The following is a 15,708-nucleotide window of genomic DNA, read 5'->3' as shown; positions in this document are numbered from 1 at the left end:
CCGCGGGCGCGCTTGCCGCGGGCGCACTCGTTGCCGCGGGTGCTTGGGCGGCCGGCGCGGGCTTGGCGGGGGTTGCCGTGGCCGCGGGCTTCTCGGCCTTGGGTGCCGCCTCGGCGGGCGGGAACTTCTCCTTGACGCGCCGGACCACCGGCGCCTCGACTGTCGAGCTTGCGCTCCTGACGTACTCGCCCATCTCGTTCAGTCGCTCGAGGAGCACCTTGCTGGTGACTCCGAGCTCCTTGGCGAGTGCGCTCACACGGACCTTGGACAAAACATCTCCTGTTTCTCGCGGTCCGTGCCATGGGTGGCGCGGACCGTCGTTACGACTGGGAAGTGCTCATTGCTGAGTACTCATCGGGCGCTCATCAGCGTCAAACCCGCTTTCGGTTCCCTTGGGACGGTCAATTTCGGTGTGCGAGAGGCCGCAGACGTATGCCGTGACGCCGGTGACATCGATCGGTGCGCTGACTCGCAGCGCACGACCGAACGCCCGACGACGCACGGCGTGGTCACAACACGCGACCGTGGGATGCAGCCAGGCGCCGCGCCCCCCGAGACGGTGTTCCGCATCGACGATCACGGGCACCGCACTCCCCCGGCTCACGCCGTCGGAGGTGGCGACCGTGGCCGATCCGGCGACCACTCGCAGAAGTGCCGACCAGCTATCCGTGCCGCGACAACCGATGCACGTTCGGACCGGCCCGGTGAGGGCGGCCGCGCGAGCATCCGGTGACGCGGACCGGGTTCCAGTCCGGTCGGTCACGCTCAGTCTACCGCGTGTGGCTGTGCGGGCTCACCGGTGACGTTGTCCGGACGGATGTCGATGCGCCAGCCGGTGAGCTTCGCCGCGAGCCGGGCATTCTGGCCCTCGCGGCCGATGGCGAGGGACAGCTGGTAGTCGGGGACGATGACCCGGGCCGCCTTGGCGACCGGGTCGACGATTTCGACCGAGTTGACCCGGGCGGGGCTGAGGGCGGCGGCGATGAAGGTGGCCGGGTCCTCGCTGTAGTCGACGATGTCGATCTTCTCGCCGCGCAGTTCCGCCATGACCGCCCGCACCCGCGAGCCCATCGGGCCGATGCACGCACCCTTCGCGCCGAGCCCCGGCACCTTGGAGTGGACGGCGATCTTGGTGCGGTGCCCCGCCTCACGGGCCAGTGCGGCGATCTCGACGCTGCCGTCGGCGATCTCGGGCACCTCGAGGGCAAAGAGCTTGCGGACCAGGTTGGGGTGGGTGCGCGACAGACCGATCTGGGGACCCTTGGGCCCGCGACGCACACTGACCACGAAGGTGCGGATGCGCTCGCCGTGGGCGTACTTCTCCCCCGGCACCTGCTCGGCCGCCGGCAGGATCCCCTCGACCGTGCCGAAGTCCACGAGGACATGGGCCGGGTTGGCAGACTGCTGGATCACACCGGCGACGACGTCCCCCTCGCGACCCCGGAAGTCACCCAGGATCGCTTCGTCCTCGATGTCACGCAGCCGCTGCAGGATCACCTGACGAGCGGTGGCAGCGGCGACACGCCCGAAGTCTCGCGGCGTGTCGTCGAACTCGGGGCCGAGTTCGCGGGTGGGTCGCAGCGGTTCGCCGTCCTCGTCCACCGCGCCCTCGGGGGGTTCGATGACGTGTTCCTCACGCGCATGGATGACGACGTGGCCGGTCTTGCGGTCGAGTTCGGCCCGGGCATGCCGGAACGCGCCGTCGGTGCGGTGGTAGGCCAGCACCAGGGCCTGCTCAATCGCTGGGACGAGGACGTCGAGGGAGATGTCGCGCTCGCGCTCCAGGGCGCGCAGGGCTGCGGGGTCGATGTCCATGGTCAGTGCTCCTCGTCGCTGTCGTCGGGCTCGTCGCCCGCGGCATCCTTGCGGTTGAACTCGATCTGCACCTCTCCGCGACCGACGTCGCCGAGCGCCAGTTCGACGTCGTGCGGGGGGGCCTTCTTGGTGCCGGCCACGTGCAGGGTCAGGGCATCGTCCGTGACCCGCAAGAGCCGACCGGTCACTATTTCACCGGCGCCGACAATGCAGATCAGGCGGCCGACATTCCTGCGGAAGTGCCGCCGCTCGGTGAGCGGCCGCGTGACACCGGGTGAGGTCACCTCGAGCGTGTAGGGGGCCTCGCCCATGACGTCGCCGGCATCCAGCGCGGCGTTGATCGCGTGCGTCACGTCGGCGACCTCGTCGAGGGACAAGGGGTCGGTGGGCCAGTCCGTGATCCCCTCGTCCGGGAGCACGTGGTCGACGACCACCCGGACGACCCGGCGCTTACCCGCCGGGGACACGGTCACGGCATCGAGCAGCAGGCCGGTGCCGTCGAGCGCAGCATCGAGGACGGGAGTCAGTCGCTCCGGTGTCGTCATGACAGGTCCTCTCTGCAGTTGGATCGGGACGCCGGCAGGGGCGTCCACGAGGTCTTCCACTCTAGGTCACCGTGCGAGGATGCCGCCATGTCGTCGCTCCACGCCGTGCCCTCTCCCGGGCGTCGGGCGGTGACCCTGGCCCTGACCGGCGTGCTGGCGCTCCTGACGGCGGGATGCGGCGTGCGACTCCAGGAGGACGCTCCCGACCTTCCCCTCGTTCCTCGACGCCCCAAGATGCCGGGCGAGAAGGTGCTCCTCGGCCTGCTCGGCGACACGGTCGGTCTGGTCGCCGCCACGTCAGCCGCGAGCGGTGAGGTCGAGAAAGCGCTGGCGGACCTGCACGTCGCCCAGGAGCGCGTGCTGCGCGATGCGCTGCGTCGAGGCGGGGTCCCCTCGGCGGTGATCGGAGCAGGAGCGTCACCGGGCCCGACCAATCCGGCCACGCTCGTCGCGATGGAGGCTGCGGCAAGTCACGACCGGGGCAGGTATGCCGCGTTGTCGCCGGAGTTGGGACGGGTGGTCCTCACCCTCCTCGCGCAGCGCCTGGCCGCCTCCCAGATCCTCGGGACCGACGCCGCCGCGGCCTCACCCACACCGTCCCCGAACACATCGACAACCGGGTCGACCTCGCCCAGCCCTCCACCCTCCCCGGCTGACGCCGGGCTCGGCGGGCTGCTGACGGCGGCTCGGGAGGCCGCGAACTGGGTCGAGGTGGCACAGGCCCGCGGCCCCAAGAAGGACGACACCACCGGTGAAGCCGCGCTCATGACGAGCATCTCAACTTGGCTCAGGAAACGAATCACCCTGTGGGAGGGCGAGATCGGGGCGGATGGACCCGAGGCTCCGGTCGCTGTCCCGCTGCCTTTTCCGGTCGAGGACGCGGCGTCTCGCACGGCGCTCGTGACGCGCGGAATCGAAGGCGTGCGCACGGCATACGGCCGGCGGGTGGAGGGCCTGTCGGACGCTGCCGTGGCCGACGCCTGGGCCACGATCCCTGACGACCTCGCCGACATCGAGGTCCACGTGCACACTCTCGGCGGTCCCCTGCAGGCCTTCCCCGGCCTTTCATGATGCCCGTGCGGCTGCCGGCGCATTGGACCCGTCGGGTCGCGGCCTATCCGGCCGACGGCGGCCCGACAGGCCAGGCCTGGCTGGCGACCGTGCCCGGTCTGCTCGCGGGCGCCCTCGACACTTGGCGATTGGCGCCGGACGGGCCCCCGATGACCGGCTGGACAGCGATCGTCGTGCCCGTCCGACGTGGCGCGGAGCGGCTGGCGCTCAAGGTGACCTGGCCGCACCCAGAAGGCACGCACGAGGCCCTCGTGCTGCGGCACTGGGCCGGCGCGGCAGCGGTCCGGTTGGTCGCCGCTGACCCTGCCCGAGGGGTGATGTTGTTGGAGCTTCTGGACGCTGCCCGTGACCTTCGCACGGTTCCCGTCGACGAGGCCTGCGCGACGATCGGGAGGCTCCTGACTCGGCTCAATGTGCCGGCTCCGATGCAGCTCATCCCGATGGCGGACTACCTCGCTCCCCACCTCGACCGGATGGCCCACCGCCCGGCGATCCCTCGCCGGATCGTGGACCGGACCCGAGGGCTGGCGCGCGATCTTCTGCGACCCGACATTCCGAACATGTTGTTGCACACCGATCTTCACTACGAGAACGTCCTCGCTCGCGACGAAGAGTGGGTGGCGATCGACCCGAAACCGATCGGTGGGCATCCCGGCTTCGAGCTGCTCCCCCTCCTGAACAACCGGGTCGACGAACTTGGGGAGCGGCCGCAGGCCGGCGTGCACCGGCGAGTGATCATCGCGGCCGAGGCGGCGGGGATCGGTCTCGACGAGGCATTCGCCTGGGCGCGGCTGCGCGCCGGGCTCGAGGTCAGTTGGGCGACATCGCTCGGAGATCCCGCCGAGGTGAGCCGCGCGATCACCCTGCAGAAGGCGCTGGACGACTAGAGGTCGATCGTCCCGGTCACGACCGTCGAGACATCTCCCCCGACCCAGATGTCGGCCAGCCGGCGCTCGATGTGGATCCGGCCGTCGCGCTGAACGCAGCCGCCCTGGCCGGCGACGTAGGTGTCCGGCAACCGACCGGCGCCGATGAGCCACTGGGCGAGTCCGGCATTGGCCGAGCCGGTGACCGGGTCCTCACCGAAGTCGCGTCCATCGGCGTAGAAGGCGCGGACCTCGACGTCCTTGCCGAGGTGCTCGGCCTCCCCCGCGGCATACCGGCCGAGGAGGGCAACTTTGGCTCCCGCGTATGCCGTGGGGTCCGGTCGCGCGGCCAACACTGCTGCCGCAGAACGCAACTCCACACCCACCCAGCCCGGACCGTTGTCGATCCACTCGACGTCGAGGACCTCAGCCGGATCAAGGGCATTGATGGCGATGACGTGTCGGCGGACCTCGTCGGAGACGGGGCCGGAGCGGCGCAGTGGCGGCGCCGCGAAGGCGAGTCGCTCGCGCCGGCTCACGGGGACCAGACCGGCTGCGCATTCCTGCACGACCACCTCGGGAATGTCCGGGGTTCCACCGCCGACCAACCACGCGTGGGCCGAGCCAAGGGTGGGGTGACCCGCAAAGGGCAACTCGCCACCAGTGGTGAAGATTCGGACGCGGTAGTCGGCCTCCGGAGTGGTCGGGCGGCACAGGAAGGTGGTCTCGGAGAGATTGGTCCAGCGAGCCACAGCGGCCATCTGCTCGTCACTCAGGTCGTCCGCGTCGTGGATGACGGCCAAGGCGTTGCCCAGGAGCGGCCCGGCGGAGAAGACGTCGACCTGCGTGAACCGATGGGCGACCATGCGCGCCAGCATGTCAGAGGCGGATGAGGTGATGCTCCGGGTCCCGCGCGGCCATGAGCGCCTGGGCGGCATCGGGGTCGACCCAGGCGGCGGTCGCCCAGACGTCGGCCCACAGGAGGTCGGGGCCCACCACCGTGACCGATCCGGGCCGCTCCACGGCAGAGCCGGTGCGCGGGTCCAGCACATGGGCGCCGCGGATCGCCGCTCCCGAGGTGGCCATCCCGCCGCGAGTGAGGGTGACGACGTCGGCGATCTGGCCACGGACTCGGGGGTCCTCGATCCCGACCCGCCACACGGGGGCCACGCCGTGCATGCCACGACCAGTGCCGACGGCGATGTCACCGCCGGCATTGATCGACCACGCGATCTCGGGCACGGTCTCGAGGTGGGCGCTGGCGGCGGCGACGGCCCAACCCTTGACCAGCCCCGTCGGATCGAAGACGGTCCGTCCAGCCGGGCGGGCTCGCCAAGCGCTGAAGAGGCCGTCGGTGCGGTCCTCGGCCTCGAGGCAGAGCAGGGTGACATCGGCGAGCCATGGGTGCAGCTCGTCGGTCGTTGCGGTGCCATGCTGGAGCCGGAGCAGGTGGGAGTCGGTCCGCCAGGTGGAGAGCACCTCGTCCACCTTGCGGAGGTGGGCGAAGACCGCCGCTGCGGCGGCCGCGATGTCGACGCGGGTCGGCTCGGTCGCGCGGATGTGAACCGAGACGGGCATGCCCATCACCTGCTCGACGAAGGCCTTGCGGCCGAGCGTGGGAGTGACACCCGTCGTGGTGTGTGGGCGGACCGGGATCTCGAGGGTGGTCATGACAGGTGCGCCTGGTCGATGGCCGACTGCAGGGACTGCAGGTAGGCCTCGGAGGTGTAGGTCGCCCCGGAGACCATGTCGATGTCGGCGCTCTGCGCCTTGACGGCCTCGCTGTTGAGGATCGGCACGGCCCGGGCGTTGATCTGCTGGTCCTTCTGGTTGTTCCACGGCACCTGGAGGACGACGGACTTGGTGATCTGGCCGTTCTCGACGGTGATCTGGACCTGGACGTTGCCGAAGCGGGTCGAGACAACCGAGCCATCGACGGTCTCGGAGGCTGCGGTGGCTCCCGAGGTGGCGGTCGAGCCCGATCCGGTGGCTGCCGCGGAGGTCGATCCGGTCCCGCTCGCTGTCGTGCCACTCGCCGAGCCGCCGGTCGTCGTGCTGCCGGTCGCCGTGCTGCCGGTTGCCGTCGTGGTCTGGGGCGCGATGATGCTCGTGCCGGCGTGGGCGGTGGAGCTGGTGCTCGTGTGATAGCTGAAGAGCAGCACCAAGGTGCTGATGGTGGACAGCACCCACAGTGTGATGCGTCGCATGGCGTGGTCTCCTTGGGTCTGGTGTCGACGTGGTCAGTAAGTGAAACGCTCGACGTGGAGTTGGTCGGCGGGCAGTCCGGCTCGCCGGGCCGCTGCCGAGACGGCGTCCATCCAAGCGGGGGCACCGCAGATGAAGACATCACGCTCGGCCAGGTCAGGGGTGATCTCGAGCAGAGCCTGCTCGTCGGTGAGGTGGCCGGCCTGGGCCGGCAGCCAGGACGAGCGGGTGGTCACGCGCGTGCCCTCGATGGTCACCAGGCGCGCACCTCGGGCCGCCGCCAACGCCCGCAGTTCGTCACCGAGCACCGCCTCAGAGCGACGACGCACCCGGTGCACGAGGGTGACATCCGTGCCGATGGGCAGTTCCTCGAGGATGGCACGCATGGGGGTCACCCCGATCCCGGACGCGAGCAGGAGCACCTTGGAACGTGTCCCGACACCGGCGTGCAACCGACCGTAGGGACCCTCCACGAGGACACGAGTCCCGGGACGGAGCCCTGCCAGGCGCGCCGATCCGTCACCCACGTGAGCAGCGGTGAAGCGCAGGGTTCGCCCATCGGGGGCGGCCGACAGGGAGTAGGGGTTGGCACGCGTCCATCCGGGGCCGTCGAGGAAGCGCCAGTTGAAGAACTGCCCGCCGCGCACGTCCAGCCCTTCGACGCCTCGCCCACCCACGGTCACCGTGCTCACGCCGGGTGCCGCGGCCTCCACCGACACCACACGCAGTGGCGCACGCAGGGACCGCCAGAGGGGCAGGACCACCCGGAAGGCGACCACGGCCGCGAGGCACACGGCATACAAACCCCACCAGAAGGCCGTGGCGACCCGGCTGGAGAGGAAGTCGGCACCGGTCCAGAGCTGGTGCGGCAGGGCAAGACCGGCGCCGAGGTAGCCGTAGAGGTGGATCAGGTGCCACGACTCGTAACGGAGCCGTGCGCGAGCCTTGCGAATCGACGTGACCACGACCATGACAAGGGCCGCAGTGCCGGCGACGGCGAGCAGCATGCCCGGGTAGTTGACGACGAGGTCGACGATCGTCCCCCACAGTCCGGCCGAACTCTCGGCGGCATACCCGAGGGTGATGAAGACCAGATGGGCGAGGAGCAGATTGAAGGACGTGAAGCCGACGAGCCGGTGGGTGCGGGCGAGGTCGTCCTGACCCCAGGCCTGCTCGAACCACGGCACCCGCGCCATGAGGAAGACCTGGATGAGCAAGAGGGCCGACGACAGCAGGCCGGTCAGGCGACCGATGGAGGTCAGGGCTCCCCCGAGGGTGCCCAGCTCCTGGATCCCGCCTCCGGAGACCCAGAGCCCGGTGACACCGACGAGGACGGCCCAGAAGAGGGTGGCCGACGCATCGCGCCACCAGCGAGGGGGTGTCGTGGACCGCTGGGCGGCGGCACGAGCCTGGGTGGGCGCCGCGGGCGGGTCGAGGATCAACGTCATGGCCCCAGAGTGGCGAGCATTCCCGTGAGGAACCTGTGGGTCGCCTATGCCCGGATCGTGCGTGATGCAAGCGCTTTCGCGCCGAGTCCGCCAGAATGCGTCCGTGACCCCCACGAGCCCGCACCTCCCGGCCCCCAGCGGAGTCGGTGACACCCTGCCCGGCGACCCCACGCTGGGGCCCCTCGCCGCGATCTTCCGCGCCCGCGTGGAGCGCTGGTGGCCGGACCTGATCGACGCGCTCGAGGCGCTCTACGGCACCGAGATCGGGGCCGCGACCGCAGCCGAATTGCTGGCGATCGCCGAGCAGTCGTATGCCGTCCGGCCACCGGCGCTGCACGCCCGCGACCTCGAGCGCACCCTCCACAGCGACTGGCTGCAGGACCCCTCGATGATTGGCTACGCGGCATACACCGAGCGGATGGCCGGTGACCTGCGGGGGCTGATCGACCAGATCCCCTATCTGCGTGAGCTCGGCGTGACCTACCTGCACCTCATGCCACTGCTTCGTCCACGCGAGGGCGACAACGACGGCGGCTACGCCGTGGCCGACTACGACGAGATCCGACCGGATCTGGGCACCATGGACGACCTCACCGCCCTCGCCACCTCGCTCCATGAGGCCGGGATCAACCTCACGCTCGATCTCGTGCTGAATCACGTTGCGCGAGAACATGAATGGGCGGTGCGAGCGCGAGGCGGCGACCCGGCATACCGTGCGTACTTCCACGTCTTCCCGGACCGGGAGATGCCGGACGCCTACGAGCGGACCTTGCCCGAGGTCTTTCCGGACTTTGCGCCCGGCAACTTCACCTGGGACGACGAACTGCGCGGCTGGGTCTGGACGACCTTCAACGAGTGGCAGTGGGACGTCGCCTGGTCGAATCCGGCGGTCCTCGTCGAGTACGCACGGATCATCCTTCGCCTGGCCAATCGGGGTGTTGATGTCTTTCGCCTCGATGCGATCGCCTTCATGTGGAAGCGCATGGGGACCGACTGCCAGGGCCAACCCGAGGTCCACGCGATCACCCAGGCGCTCAAGGCGTTGACCCGGTTGGCCTGCCCGTCGGTGGCCTTCAAGGCGGAGGCCATCGTGGCGCCCACGAAGCTGCTCCCCTACCTCGGGACCGGATCACACACCGGCAAGGTGAGCGATCTCGCCTACCACAACAGCCTCATGGTGCAGATCTGGTCGATGCTGGCCAGCAGGGACGTCCGGCTCGCGGCGCATGCCCTGGGCAACCTGCCGCCCAAGCCGGCCACCGCCACCTGGCTGACCTACTTGCGCTGCCACGACGACATCGGCTGGGCGATCATGGACGAGGACGCCGCGGCGCTGGGCTTCAGTGGCGCGGCCCACCGAAAGTTCCTGGCCCAGTGGTATGCCGGTGAGATCCTCGGGTCACCGGCGACCGGCTTGGTCTTCCAGTACAACCCCGCGACCGACGACCGGCGGACGAGCGGGACTGCCGCCTCCCTGCTCGCCCTGGAGGCGGCCGAACGCCGCGGGGATGAGCGGGCGATCGCCGACGCGACGGCCGCCCTGCGCCTCGCACACTCGCTGGTCTACTCGTGGGGCGGGGTGCCGGTGATCTGGAGTGGAGACGAACTCGGTCAGCCCAACGACTCCGAGTGGGCGAGGGAGGTCGGGCACGAGGAGGACAACCGGTGGGCCCACCGCCCACGACTGGACCTCGCCCGGGCGGCCGATCGGCACGACCCGAGCACCGTCGCCGGCCGCGTGCACAGCGATCTGGTCGTGCTGGGTCAGGTCCGGGCGACCCTCCCCCACTTGCACGCGAGCATCGAGAGCCGAGTCGGGCCGGTCGATGACCCGGGCGTTCTGGTGACGGTGCGCGAGCATCCCATCGGACGCTTCGTGGGTGTCCACAACGTCACTCCCGGCTGGCGCTCCTGGCCCGGCCATCGTGCCCACGAACTCGGCGTCGATGCGGCCCACGACCACCTGACGGGAGAGCCCCTGAACTGGGGAGAGGACGGGAACATCTGGCTTCCCCCCTATGCCGTGCTCTGGCTCACGACCCCCGACGCCGACTGACAACCCAACTTCTGCGTGACGCGGATATTCGGTTGTCACACGGAAATAATTGCGTGAGAAGGCAATTTCTGCGTGACGCAGATATTCGGTTGTCACGCGGGAATTTCCGTTCGACTCCCGGCTTTGTGCGTGACCAGGTCGGCTGCGCGGACCCGATGGAGCGCGCGCCCGCGCGCCTGATGGACTCGCGTCGCCAGGGCCACCGGGTCGTCGAGTTCGGACCAGATCACCCGGACGAACTCGAGACCGCCATCGGTGATGGACGATTCTCGGCGTTTCTCGGCGACCAAGTTCTGCGAGCCCTGAACCCCCTCGTACTTGACCAGGCCGTCGAACTCGACGGCGACCAGGTCGTCGACGAGTGCGTCCACACGCCCGAGGAATCGGGGACCGCGCGAAATGTCCACCTGAGTCGTGACGTCGAAGCCCAGGTCCTTCAGCACGATGCGGAGCCGAGACTCCCCCACGGACTCACTCGCCGGATCGACCAGGGCCAACGCGGCTCGTGCGCTGCCCTGATGCCTGCCCTGTAGGTGCTCGATGGCAGCCTTGATGTCGGCCATCGAGCACCGATCATGATGCAGGGCGTTGTCCATCGAGCAGAGCGCCGACATGACACCCCTGGGCCCGGCGAGCTGGGCCAACGCCAAGGGCAGCGGAACGACCTTGACACCGTTGAGAACCTGGGGAGCAAGAGCCTGAGGGTGGGTGCGCACTCGCGCCCTGATCCGCGTCGACGCCACTGACGGAGAGTCGATGTCGACAACCGACCGGTCCAGCCTGAAGGTGTCGATACCGTAGGTCGAGACGGCCGAGTGGTGACTCAACGCTTCGTGGGGCCCGCGCGTGGCCAGAACCGCGCGGCATACGAGGCGGTAGCGGTCGTCGGGAGACGATTCGTGGTAGCGACTGGCCTCAACGTAGGCGTCGCGGCGCACCCGGACCAGTTCCTTGGTCCTGGCCAGACACGAAAGGTCAATGGCATCAAGGCCGACCGATCGCGCCTCGCGTGCGGTGAGCACGCCACCGGTGCGTGCAAGAAGGGTGAGAAGTCGTTCATTCATGGCAGGGAACCGTCCTCGCCTCGCCGAGCGGGGTCCACTGCCCTTGGGCCAGCCTGTGGACGACACACCTCTCGTGTCCGTGCCTGGGGACGAACGCCTTGGATCGAAAGCACGCGGCGTATCCCGGGGGCGGGTCACCTTCCGCGTCACGCGGAAGTTGGGTTGCCAACCTGCAATAGCTGCGTGAGAAGTAACCTTCTGCGTGACGCGGAAGTTGGTTCACCACCAACCGAGCAACTGGCCGCCGATCCGGACGATGAAGGCGCTGACGATCACGATGAAGACCGTGCGCACGAAACGCGAGCCCAGGCGCACAGCGGTCCGGGCCCCGACGTAGCCACCGAGCAGGTTCGCGGCGGCCAGCACGCCGCCGACGACCCACATCACGTGCCCGCCGGGTGCGAACACGGTCAGGGCACCAAGATTGGTCGCAAAGTTGGCGATCTTGGCCTTTGCACTGGCCTGGAGGAAGGCGTAGCCGAGCAGGCCGACCAGAGCGAAGACCAGGAAGGACCCCGTGCCCGGGCCGAGCGCTCCGTCGTAGACGCCGATCACGAACCCGATGAGCACCGCAGTGCCGGTGTGGCGGATCCCGTCCCAGCGCAGCGCCGTCGTGGTCCCGAGCGAGGGCTTGAAGAGGGTGTACGCCCCGACGACGACAAGAAGAACGAGGATGATCGGGTTGAAGGCGGACTTCGGGATGTGCAGGCCGATGAAGGCGCCACCGATCGCCCCCACGTATGCCGCGACGGCCATCGGCAAGGCCGTGCGCAAGTCGGGCTTCACGCGGCGGTAGTAGGTGATCGTCGCACTGGTCGTCCCGAAGATCGACCCGAGTTTGTTGGTGGCGAGCAGTTGGGCCGGGGTCGCCGTGGGGAAGGCAAGGAGCAAGGCGGGGAGCTGGACCAGCCCGCCGCCACCGACGACGGCGTCGACCCAGCCCGCCAGGAAGGCCGCAGCGGCGACCGCGGCGATGAGCGTCGCGGTGAGGTCGGCAGACCCCAGCGCGGCAGGCAGTGCGGCGAGCGCGTCGATGTCCATCACGCCGTCCACCCATCCACGATCCGCAACACGTCGAGCAGTTCGTGGGCCGTGGCGTCAGGCACCGCCGTCACCTGGACCCGCTGTGCCGCAGGCAGATCCGAGTGAGGAATCCAGATTGCACGCATGCCCACCTGCTGCGGCCCGTGGACGTCCTCGAACATCCGGTCCCCGACATAGACCGCCGCCGTGGGCGAGACGCCGACGGCTCGGCAGGCGTCGCGGAAGGCCTCCGGGTGCGGTTTCACATGGTCGATCTCGCTGGAATAGACATCGCCGTCGATCAGGTCGAGCACACCATCGCGCGCGAACACCTCCCGGTGGTAGTCCCGCGACCAGATCGTGTTGGAGAGGATGCCGACCTTGATCCCGCGCGCCTTAAGCCCCTCCCAGAGTGGGCGGACCTGCGGGTCGGTGTGGGTGTAGGGCTCCCAGAATCGGTGGTAGGCCGCGAGCGCAAGGTAGTGACGCTCGTGCGAGGGGTCGACCCCAGCGGCCTCGAGGACCCCGGCGAGGTCGGCGCTGGTGTGCTCGTGCCGCCCCCGCGCCCACGCCTTCGACTCGGCGGCCAGGATCGTGTCGGCGAGAGCCTGCGCGTGCTCGAGATCGGCGGGGTCGACATCTGCATCACCGAGCCGGTGCCCGTGGATCTCTCGGGCGAAGACCCTCCACTGCTCGGGCAGGTCGACGTCGTGCCACGGGGTCAGGGTCCCGCCCCAGTCGAAGATGACGGCGTCGACGCGACGCGCTGCGGACCCGCTCACCACAACGTGTCGTGGTGAGCGGTGTTCGAGGGAGTGGAGGGACCAGAGGGCTCACTGACTGCTCGCGGCGCAGCCTCACCGGGCTCGGAACCACGCGATCCCCCGAAACCCGGACCGGCATCCGGCACCCGACCAGACTGGTAGGCCGCCGCCGCTCCATTGGCCAACCGGTCGGCCTGTTCGTTGAGCGGATGACCGGCGTGGCCCTTGACCCATTCGAAGCGCACGCGCCGACCGGTGATGGCGCGGTCGATGGCCTGCATGAGCTCGACGTTGAGGACCGGCTTGCCGTCCTTCTTCCGCCACCCCTTGCGCTTCCACCCCGGCATCCACTCGGTGACCGAGTTGATGACGTACTTGGAATCGCACACGATGGTCAGCTCGTCCTCCAGGCCAGCGGTCTGCTCGAGGAGGTCGAGCACCGCCTTGAGCTCACCCATGTTGTTCGTGCCGTGCGGCCAGCCGCCTGCGGCCCAGCAGGAGTCGTCGACGAACCAGGCCCACCCGGCGGGGCCGGGATTGCCCAGGGCGGAACCGTCGGCTGCGGCAACCACCACCTCAGTTGACCTCGGCGAGGATCTCGGTCACGGCGTCAGCAACCGGGACCTCACGGCGGTCACCGGAGCGGCGGTCCTTGATTTCGATGACGCCGTTCTCAAGGGACTTGCCGACGACGACGATGGTGGGCACACCGATCAGCTCGGAGTCCTTGAACTTCACCCCCGGACTGACCTTCTCCCGGTCGTCGTAGAGAACGGTGAGCCCGGCGGCCTCCAGGCCCCGGGTCAGTCGCTCGGCCGTCTCGAAGACCTCGGGGTCGCGGACTCGATCCTTGCCCGTGGCCACGATGTGGACGTCTGCCGGACTGATGTCGCGGGGCCAGACCAGACCGAGGTCATCATGGTTGCCCTCGGCGATGCAGGCGACGGCGCGCGAGACGCCCACGCCATAGGACCCCATGACGACGGTCCGTTGCTTGCCGTGCTCGTCGAGGACCTTGAGATCGAGGGCCTCGGCGTACTTGCGCCCGAGTTGGAAGATATGGCCCATCTCGATCCCACGAGCGGACTCCAGCGCGTGACCGCAGGACGGGCAGGCATCCCCCGGACGGACGTCGGCCGCCTCGATCGTCCCGTCGGCCGTGAAGTCCCGGCCCGCCACGAGGTCGAGCACGTGGTGCCCCGGTCGGTTGGCGCCGGTCACCCACGCAGTGCCGTCGACGACCCGTGGGTCGACGAGGTAACGGATCCCGGACTCACTGGCCTCGCCGAGCACCTCCGGTCCGATGTACCCCTTCTTCAACGAGGGGTATGCCGCGAAGTCGGCCTCCTCGAAGGCCGCGACGACCGCTGGCTCCACCTGTGCACCCAAGCGCTTCTCGTCGACGTCACGGTCACCGGGGATGCCGATGACGAGCGGGGCGCGGCTGCCATCGGGGTGGACGAGCATGACGACGACATTCTTGAGGGTGTCCCCAGCCGCCCAGGCTCGGTCCTCGCGGGGGAAGGCTGAATTCAGGTGCGTGACGAGGGTTTCGATGGTGGGAGTGTCGGGCGTGTCCTCGACATGGGAAGCGGGCAGGTCGGCATACGGGATGGGGTCGGGGGCGGCGACCTGCACGGCCTCGACGTTCGCGGCATACCCACAGTTGGCACAGCGGACGTAGGTGTCCTCGCCGTTCTCCGCGGTCGCGAGGAACTCCTCGGACTTGCTGCCGCCCATCGCTCCGGCCATGGCCTGGACGATGACGTAGTGGAAGCCGAGCCGGTCGAAGATCTTGATGTAGGCGTCGCGGTGCTGCTGGTAACTCTTGTCCAGCCCGGCCTCGTCGAGGTCGAAGGAGTAGGAGTCCTTCATGACGAACTCACGGCCACGCAGGATGCCGGCGCGGGGTCGCGCCTCGTCGCGATACTTGATCTGGATCTGGTAGAGCGAGACCGGCAGGTCCTTGTAGGAGGAGTACATGTCCTTGACGGCGAGGGTGAACATCTCCTCGTGAGTCGGGCCGAGGAGGTAGTCGTTCTCCTTGCGGTCCTTCAGACGAAAGACATTGGGGCCGTACTCGGTCCAGCGCCCACTCGCCTCGTAGGGCTCGCGGGGCAGCAGCGCGGGGAAGAGCAACTCCTGCGACCCGATCGCGTCCATCTCCTCGCGCACGATCTGCTCGACCCGCTTGAGCACCTTGAGCCCCAGCGGCAACCAGGTGTAGATACCCGGCGAGACCCGACGGATGTACCCGGCCCGCACCAGCAGCTGGTGGCTCGGGACCTCGGCGTCCGCCGGGTTCTCGCGAAGGGTCCGCAGGAACAGGGAGGACATGCGCATGGCCACGATCAGGGCCTTTCGGTGAGCGGGTGGGCAACCCGGACAGGATATCGGGCCGACCGCGACGCCCCGCCCGCGCGCGGCCGACGCCCCGGAATTGGAACACCCTCTGAACAAATCGGCGCCGGAGGGCTATCGTGTCGCGACATGACGAGGGCAGCGACGCCGAAGCGCGCCCCTGCCGCACGCACTCGCAGCGGCGGCACGAGCGGCCCCTGGCGCACCGAGCCAGCCCGGCAACAGCTCGTCCGTGAGCACAACCTCGCTCTCGTCCTTTCGCACATCCTCGAGCCGAAGGCGCCCGTCACGCGCGCCCAGATCGCCCAGGCGACCGGCCTGACGCGAGCGACCGTCTCCGACCTCGTCGAGTCCCTCGTGCGCGGCCACATGGTCACCGAGCTCGCCCCACGCGCCGCGGTCGGCGCCGGGCGGCCCGGAGTGCCACTGGCCCCGGCGAGCGGCACGATCGTCGGGATCGGGGCGGAGGTGGCGGTCGACCGGCTCGGGG

The 15,708-nt window shown here is 69.2% G+C and carries 17 protein-coding genes; 4 read left to right on the top strand and 13 right to left on the bottom strand.

The annotated features are described in order from the left end of the window. The 4 genes from BN10_RS12690 to rimP all read right to left on the bottom strand — a co-directional run. A partial coding sequence (locus BN10_RS12690) for a translation initiation factor IF-2 N-terminal domain-containing protein (RefSeq protein WP_040751738.1) occupies positions 1-271 on the bottom strand: 271 nt, incomplete at its 3' end. Positions 272-337: 66 nt separating this feature from the next. Further along, entirely contained in the window at positions 338-643 is a 306-nt protein-coding gene (locus BN10_RS16450; RefSeq protein WP_233354318.1) for a YlxR family protein, read from the bottom strand. A gap of 122 nt (positions 644-765) precedes the next feature. Then, entirely contained in the window at positions 766-1,815 is a 1,050-nt protein-coding gene (nusA, locus tag BN10_RS12680; protein WP_010851651.1) for a transcription termination factor NusA, read from the bottom strand. Positions 1,816-1,817: 2 nt separating this feature from the next. Continuing rightward, positions 1,818-2,360: a ribosome maturation factor RimP gene (gene rimP, locus BN10_RS12675; protein ID WP_040751735.1), complete on the bottom strand. Its 543-nt coding sequence runs from the start codon at positions 2,358-2,360 to the stop codon at positions 1,818-1,820. A gap of 87 nt (positions 2,361-2,447) precedes the next feature. Between rimP and BN10_RS12670 the strand changes: the two genes are divergently transcribed. Further along, complete coding sequence (locus BN10_RS12670) at positions 2,448-3,431, top strand: hypothetical protein (protein WP_010851649.1); 984 nt, start codon at positions 2,448-2,450, stop codon at positions 3,429-3,431. A gap of 5 nt (positions 3,432-3,436) precedes the next feature. Further along, positions 3,437-4,318 carry an aminoglycoside phosphotransferase family protein gene (locus BN10_RS12665; protein WP_051369695.1) on the top strand — a complete coding sequence of 294 codons (882 nt, stop codon included), beginning with the start codon at positions 3,437-3,439 and terminating at the stop codon, positions 4,316-4,318. Here the strand turns inward: BN10_RS12665 and BN10_RS12660 are convergent. From BN10_RS12660 to BN10_RS12645, 4 genes are read right to left on the bottom strand one after another with little or no spacing between them, the layout of a single operon-like run. Then, positions 4,315-5,163 carry a PhzF family phenazine biosynthesis protein gene (locus BN10_RS12660; protein ID WP_156917228.1) on the bottom strand — a complete coding sequence of 283 codons (849 nt, stop codon included), beginning with the start codon at positions 5,161-5,163 and terminating at the stop codon, positions 4,315-4,317. The genes BN10_RS12665 and BN10_RS12660 overlap by 4 nt on opposite strands. Before the next feature lie 13 nt (positions 5,164-5,176). After that, entirely contained in the window at positions 5,177-5,968 is a 792-nt protein-coding gene (locus tag BN10_RS12655) for an FAD:protein FMN transferase (protein ID WP_010851646.1), read from the bottom strand. After that, on the bottom strand, positions 5,965-6,504 hold the full coding sequence (locus BN10_RS12650) for an FMN-binding protein (protein WP_010851645.1): 540 nt from the start codon (positions 6,502-6,504) through the stop codon (positions 5,965-5,967). Before BN10_RS12650 ends, BN10_RS12655 begins: the two co-directional genes overlap by 4 nt. Before the next feature lie 33 nt (positions 6,505-6,537). Next, complete coding sequence (locus BN10_RS12645; protein WP_010851644.1) at positions 6,538-7,950, bottom strand: ferredoxin reductase family protein; 1,413 nt, start codon at positions 7,948-7,950, stop codon at positions 6,538-6,540. A gap of 103 nt (positions 7,951-8,053) precedes the next feature. Between BN10_RS12645 and BN10_RS12640 the strand changes: the two genes are divergently transcribed. Continuing rightward, complete coding sequence (locus BN10_RS12640) at positions 8,054-10,006, top strand: alpha-amylase family protein (protein WP_040753511.1); 1,953 nt, start codon at positions 8,054-8,056, stop codon at positions 10,004-10,006. 92 nt (positions 10,007-10,098) lie between these two features. Here BN10_RS12640 and BN10_RS12635 read toward each other — a convergent pair whose 3' ends face one another. From BN10_RS12635 to BN10_RS12615, 5 genes are all read right to left on the bottom strand, one after another. Further along, positions 10,099-11,070: a type IV toxin-antitoxin system AbiEi family antitoxin domain-containing protein gene (locus tag BN10_RS12635; protein ID WP_010851642.1), complete on the bottom strand. Its 972-nt coding sequence runs from the start codon at positions 11,068-11,070 to the stop codon at positions 10,099-10,101. Positions 11,071-11,289: 219 nt separating this feature from the next. Continuing rightward, positions 11,290-12,111 (bottom strand): sulfite exporter TauE/SafE family protein, encoded by an 822-nt coding sequence (locus BN10_RS12630; protein WP_010851641.1) that lies wholly within the window; start codon positions 12,109-12,111, stop codon positions 11,290-11,292. Further along, positions 12,111-12,875 carry an HAD family hydrolase gene (locus BN10_RS12625; RefSeq protein ID WP_010851640.1) on the bottom strand — a complete coding sequence of 255 codons (765 nt, stop codon included), beginning with the start codon at positions 12,873-12,875 and terminating at the stop codon, positions 12,111-12,113. The genes BN10_RS12630 and BN10_RS12625 overlap by 1 nt, the downstream gene beginning before the upstream one ends. After that, positions 12,872-13,429, bottom strand: coding sequence for a ribonuclease H family protein (locus tag BN10_RS12620; RefSeq protein WP_233354316.1), 558 nt, complete (start codon positions 13,427-13,429; stop codon positions 12,872-12,874). The genes BN10_RS12625 and BN10_RS12620 overlap by 4 nt, the downstream gene beginning before the upstream one ends. Before the next feature lie 4 nt (positions 13,430-13,433). Beyond that, positions 13,434-15,200, bottom strand: a complete 1,767-nt coding sequence (locus tag BN10_RS12615) for a proline--tRNA ligase (protein WP_233354375.1) — start codon at positions 15,198-15,200, stop codon at positions 13,434-13,436. 147 nt (positions 15,201-15,347) lie between these two features. Between BN10_RS12615 and BN10_RS17440 the strand changes: the two genes are divergently transcribed. Then, a partial coding sequence (locus tag BN10_RS17440; protein WP_040751733.1) for a helix-turn-helix domain-containing protein occupies positions 15,348-15,708 on the top strand: 361 nt, incomplete at its 3' end.

This window comes from Phycicoccus elongatus Lp2 (assembly GCF_000367525.1).
In the GTDB taxonomy this organism is placed as follows: Bacteria; Actinomycetota; Actinomycetes; order Actinomycetales; family Dermatophilaceae; genus Phycicoccus_A; species Phycicoccus_A elongatus.
Note: the sequence above shows the minus strand (reverse complement) of the source record. Positions and strands in the feature narration are given on the sequence as shown.

Excerpts from the sequence above, each read along its gene's own strand:
- BN10_RS12630 (WP_010851641.1), bottom strand. The coding sequence starts at position 12,111 with ATGGACATCGACGCGCTCGCCGCACTGCCTGCCGCGCTGGGGTCTGCC.
- BN10_RS12635 (WP_010851642.1), bottom strand. The coding sequence starts at position 11,070 with ATGAATGAACGACTTCTCACCCTTCTTGCACGCACCGGTGGCGTGCTC.
- BN10_RS12650 (WP_010851645.1), bottom strand. The coding sequence starts at position 6,504 with ATGCGACGCATCACACTGTGGGTGCTGTCCACCATCAGCACCTTGGTG.
- rimP (WP_040751735.1), bottom strand. The coding sequence starts at position 2,360 with ATGACGACACCGGAGCGACTGACTCCCGTCCTCGATGCTGCGCTCGAC.
- BN10_RS12670 (WP_010851649.1), top strand. The coding sequence starts at position 2,448 with ATGTCGTCGCTCCACGCCGTGCCCTCTCCCGGGCGTCGGGCGGTGACC.
- BN10_RS12645 (WP_010851644.1), bottom strand. The coding sequence starts at position 7,950 with ATGACGTTGATCCTCGACCCGCCCGCGGCGCCCACCCAGGCTCGTGCC.
- BN10_RS12615 (WP_233354375.1), bottom strand. The coding sequence starts at position 15,200 with ATGCGCATGTCCTCCCTGTTCCTGCGGACCCTTCGCGAGAACCCGGCG.
- BN10_RS12660 (WP_156917228.1), bottom strand. The coding sequence starts at position 5,163 with ATGGTCGCCCATCGGTTCACGCAGGTCGACGTCTTCTCCGCCGGGCCG.
- BN10_RS12655 (WP_010851646.1), bottom strand. The coding sequence starts at position 5,968 with ATGACCACCCTCGAGATCCCGGTCCGCCCACACACCACGACGGGTGTC.
- nusA (WP_010851651.1), bottom strand. The coding sequence starts at position 1,815 with ATGGACATCGACCCCGCAGCCCTGCGCGCCCTGGAGCGCGAGCGCGAC.